The organism is Mucilaginibacter sp. P4_G9, assembly GCF_056400985.1.
The window spans coordinates 1-4,460 of sequence record NZ_JBFUKF010000406.1; the positions used below are offsets into that span (position 1 = coordinate 1).

Sequence of the window (4,460 nt, forward strand, 5' to 3'; positions counted from 1 at the left end):
CAACAGCTTCTTTACTATTCAGCTTTTTTGCCGCGTATGACCACCTTACCGGTGTTTCTATTTGTGCAAAAGCTCCGGCGCAAATCACAAGCGCCACCATCATCAACAACAATTTTTTCATTTATTATTTATTTAAAAATTCAATTTGTTTTAAGTTAAACTCCCGTTTTTCGTTATTATTTTTAACAACCAGTAAGCCCTCATTTTTTACATCAATAATGGTTCCTTTAAAAACCTCACCGTTTGACCGGAAATCCTTTATTTCKTTTAACCAGTATAGCCGGTTTAAATAAGCATTCCGTATAAGGTCAAACTTACCGGCCTTTAAGTTAAGATAGTATGCCTCAATATGAGCGCAAATTTCAGATAATAAAGTTCGTAAATCATAATCTTTGTGTAAGATTTGCTTTACCGAGATAGCATTGCCGGCTCCCGGTTCAAAACTTTCCTGGTTTATATTAAGGCCAATGCCAATTATGGCGTTTTTAATCCTGTCGCTCTGCAGGTTAGTTTCAATTAAAATACCGCCAAGCTTATGGTCGTCATAATAAATATCATTTGGCCATTTTATTTTTAATTTATTGCCCAGTATGGGTTCAAGGGCTTTACAAACGCCTAAACTTACCACCCGGGTGAGGTCAAACTGGTTAGAAACTGGTAAAAATGAGGGCATTAGCAATAAACTGAAGGTAAGGTTTTTGCCCGGCTCACTGTGCCACTTGTTTTGCTGCTGACCCCGACCTGCATATTGGCTTTCTGCCATAATGACCGTACCTTCGGGCAATGGCTTGGAATTTGACAGTAATGTTTTAAGGAATGTGTTGGTTGAATCAACTTCTTTAATTGTTACCAAATTTTGACCAACAAATAATCCCGAAAATATGTTATTTTGCAAAGTGTAATAATTTTTAACCAAAAAACGTTCAAAACTAATTCTTTTTGATGGTAAAAAATAAAAAGGGGAATCAATCAACCTATATTTCTGAATTGGCTATACATGGCATACAGGAAAAAAAGGGAAATGAGATAGTAAGGTTAGACCTTCGTAACTTAAATAGTTCGGTAACAGATTACTTTGTAGTTTGCCATGCCGACTCAACCACACAGGTTAAAGCTATAGCGAATAGCGTTGAAGACGAAATTTTTAAAGCAACCCAGCAAGAGCCATGGCGCAAGGAAGGGCTGGAGTACGGCGAATGGATACTGCTTGATTATGTGGATGTTGTAGTTCACATTTTCCGAACCGATAAGCGGGAGTTTTATGGCGTAGAGGAACTGTGGGGAGATGCAGAAATTAAATATTTCAAAAGCGCTTAATTATTGGTCACATAAAGGCCGGGAACAGCGTCATGTTAATAACCGTGTATTTTAAATTATAGATATTGAGTTTGAGCTCGTAACAAAGAAATGAAAGATAATAAAGATAATAAATCAGAAAGTCCGAAACCGATAAGGAAGATTCTAAATAAAAAAACGCCTCCAAAACCACCTAAATTTAACATTATGTGGATTTATGGTATTATTGTTTTGGCATTTTTGCTGGCGTCTACCTTATTAGGCGGTGAAAATGGTACACGAATCACCTACCAGGATTTTGAAACAAATATGCTGAAACAGCATGATGTTGACAGAATAATTGCTTACAAAAGCGGCGATTTGATAATTGCCGAGGTTTATATAAAAAAGGAAAGCCTGGGTAAACAACGTTACGTTACCGATAGTGGTAAGCAACAACATTTATTTAGCGCTTCGGGCAGTGGCCCTCAGTATACTTTTACTGACGATTCGTACGAAAGCCTAAAAAAATCTATCGCAGCGGCAGAAAGTACAGACCCTACGGCTCCTAAAGTTTCTGTTGAACTGCAGCAGGGCCGCGAAAGTCTGTTATCAAACTGGTTGGTACAGGGTGTTATCATGGTGATCCTGTTTGCTGCCGTATGGATTTTCATTATGCGCCGTATGTCTGGTGGTTCTGGCGGTGGTCCGGGCGGGCAGATATTTAACATTGGTAAATCAAAAGCTACCTTGTTTGATAAGGAAGCACAGGTTTCGGTTACGTTTAATGATGTTGCCGGCCTTGAAGAAGCCAAGCAAGAGGTAATGGAAATTGTAGATTTCCTGAAGAACCCCAAAAAATACACCAACCTGGGTGGTAAAATACCTAAAGGTGCATTGCTGGTAGGTTCACCAGGTACCGGTAAAACCTTGTTAGCCAAGGCTGTTGCGGGTGAAGCCCAGGTGCCTTTCTTCTCCCTTTCAGGATCTGATTTTGTGGAGATGTTTGTTGGTGTGGGTGCGTCGCGGGTTCGTGATTTGTTCCGCCAGGCTAAGGATAAGGCTCCTTGTATTATATTTATTGATGAAATTGATGCCATTGGCCGTGCCCGTGGTAAAAACAATATAGTTGGCGGTAATGATGAGCGGGAAAACACCCTGAACCAGTTATTGGTGGAGATGGATGGTTTCGGTACCGATTCTGGTATTATTATTCTTGCTGCAACCAACCGTCCGGATGTACTGGATTCCGCATTGCTGCGCCCTGGTCGTTTTGACAGGCAAGTATCTATTGATAAGCCCGATTTGATTGGCCGTGAGCAGATTTTTAAGGTTCACCTAAAACCTATTAAACTTAATGATGGTGTTGATGCTAAAAAGCTATCGGCACAAACACCTGGTTTTGCAGGCGCCGAGATTGCTAACGTTTGTAACGAAGCAGCTTTGATAGCCGCCCGTAAAAATAAAGAATCGGTAGATATGACCGATTTTCAGGATGCCATCGACCGTGTGATTGGTGGTTTGGAGAAAAAGAACAAGATAATATCACCCGAAGAAAAACGGATAGTAGCATACCACGAAGCCGGCCATGCTATTGCCGGCTGGTTCCTGGAGCATGCCGATCCGTTGGTTAAAGTATCTATCGTTCCGCGTGGTGTTGCAGCATTGGGTTATGCTCAATATCTGCCAAAAGAGCAGTTTTTGTATACAACCGAGCAACTGCTTGATGAAATGAGCGTTTCAATGGGTGGCCGTGTTGCTGAAGATATAGTTTTTGGCAAAATTTCAACCGGCGCCTTGAGCGATCTGGAACGCATTACCAAGCTTGCCTATGCCATGACAAAAATTTATGGTATGAACGGTAATGTGGGTAATGTATCCTTCTACGATCCGCAGGGTGAGTACCAGTTTAACAAACCATATTCGGATACCACTGCCGAGATGATAGATAACGAGGTGCGCAAGCTGGTTGATGATGTTTATCAGAAAACCAAGGTGCTGCTGAATGAAAAACGGGATGGCTTAGAGAAAATTGCTCAAAAGTTATTAGAGAAAGAGGTGTTGTTCCAGAGTGACCTGGAAGAGATATTAGGAAAACGCCCTTTTGACGAACGAACCACTTACGATAAGTTTGTAAACGGCGAAGCCGCTTTGAATCCGGAGATTGACAACAATGCAATACCCGAAAATGTAACTAATCCAGAGTTATCGAGGGTTGACGCGCAGGATTCAAAGGTTTAATAAAATAATATTATACAAAGCCACCAGCGTAGCTGGTGGCTTTCCTTTTTTACACTATGAGGGATATTACCACATCAAAAGAAAAACTGCTTAAAAAGATCCGCAAGGCCTTGCTGGAAAAAAGGGACAACCCGTACCCCCAGCTGGAAGACCTGCCGCTTTATGCAACCGATGAGGAAATTCCCGAAGTTGTTTTTGCAGAACAATTTGCCGCCGTTAACGGACAGTTTGTTTTTTGCGAAGACGAGATGCAATTCATTGAAACATTGCTTACCCTGGCCGAAGAACGTAATTGGCGTAAAATATACTGCTGGGAGCCCTCCCTACAGGAAATACTTACCCGCTTTGAGTACCCTTTTTACGAAACGGACAAAGATTTTGACCAGGCCGAAGTTGGATTTACCCTTTGCGAAGCTTTAATAGCGCGCAATGGGAGCATTTTGCTATCAAACGGTAATATGGCCGGCCGGCGCTTAAGTATTTATCCACCGGTACATATTGTGCTGGCTTATACTTCGCAAATGGTAATGGATATTAAGGATGGCTTCAAGCTTCTTAAAGGTAAATATGGTAACCGACTGCCATCCATGATCAGCAATGTAACTGGTCCAAGCCGCACTGCCGATATCGAGAAAATGCTTGTACTCGGCGCTCACGGACCAAAAGAACTGTTTGTGTTTTTACTTGATGACTCTGAGTTGTAAGTTGGCGGTTGTGCCCGGTGACTGCTGATTTGCAAAGCCTGCAATATAAAAACCCATACTTCAAAAACGTCTTAAATCAACGCTTCAAGCCTACATTCTTCCAGTACAAGCCTGTTACTTTTCTTTTTATTATCATATTCCCATTTTATTAATCTTATAAAGCCATCGGCTATTTCGATGCCGGTTATATCACCATCATCAAAACAGCAGCAACCGCTGTTGAAATAATAAGGTTTATAC

At 41.3% G+C, this 4,460-nt stretch carries 4 protein-coding genes; 3 read left to right on the top strand and 1 reads right to left on the bottom strand.

From position 1 onward, the window contains the following. Positions 1 to 124: 124 nt before the first annotated feature. Positions 125 to 895, bottom strand: a complete 771-nt coding sequence (locus AC1DPZ_RS22630; protein ID WP_477407717.1) for a biotin--[acetyl-CoA-carboxylase] ligase — start codon at positions 893 to 895, stop codon at positions 125 to 127. A gap of 47 nt (positions 896 to 942) precedes the next feature. Here AC1DPZ_RS22630 and rsfS point away from each other — a divergent pair, with 47 nt between their 5' ends. From rsfS to AC1DPZ_RS22645, 3 genes are all read left to right on the top strand, one after another. Next, on the top strand, positions 943 to 1,317 hold the full coding sequence (gene rsfS, locus AC1DPZ_RS22635) for a ribosome silencing factor (RefSeq protein WP_477407719.1): 375 nt from the start codon (positions 943 to 945) through the stop codon (positions 1,315 to 1,317). A gap of 90 nt (positions 1,318 to 1,407) precedes the next feature. Next, positions 1,408 to 3,516, top strand: a complete 2,109-nt coding sequence (gene ftsH, locus AC1DPZ_RS22640) for an ATP-dependent zinc metalloprotease FtsH (protein WP_477407721.1) — start codon at positions 1,408 to 1,410, stop codon at positions 3,514 to 3,516. 56 nt (positions 3,517 to 3,572) lie between these two features. After that, positions 3,573 to 4,220: a LutC/YkgG family protein gene (locus AC1DPZ_RS22645; protein WP_477407723.1), complete on the top strand. Its 648-nt coding sequence runs from the start codon at positions 3,573 to 3,575 to the stop codon at positions 4,218 to 4,220. Positions 4,221 to 4,460 lie beyond the last annotated feature (240 nt).

Coding starts and splice junctions, on each gene's coding strand:
- AC1DPZ_RS22645 (WP_477407723.1), top strand. CDS start 3,573: ATGAGGGATATTACCACATCAAAAGAAAAACTGCTTAAAAAGATCCGC.
- rsfS (WP_477407719.1), top strand. CDS start 943: ATGGTAAAAAATAAAAAGGGGAATCAATCAACCTATATTTCTGAATTG.
- ftsH (WP_477407721.1), top strand. CDS start 1,408: ATGAAAGATAATAAAGATAATAAATCAGAAAGTCCGAAACCGATAAGG.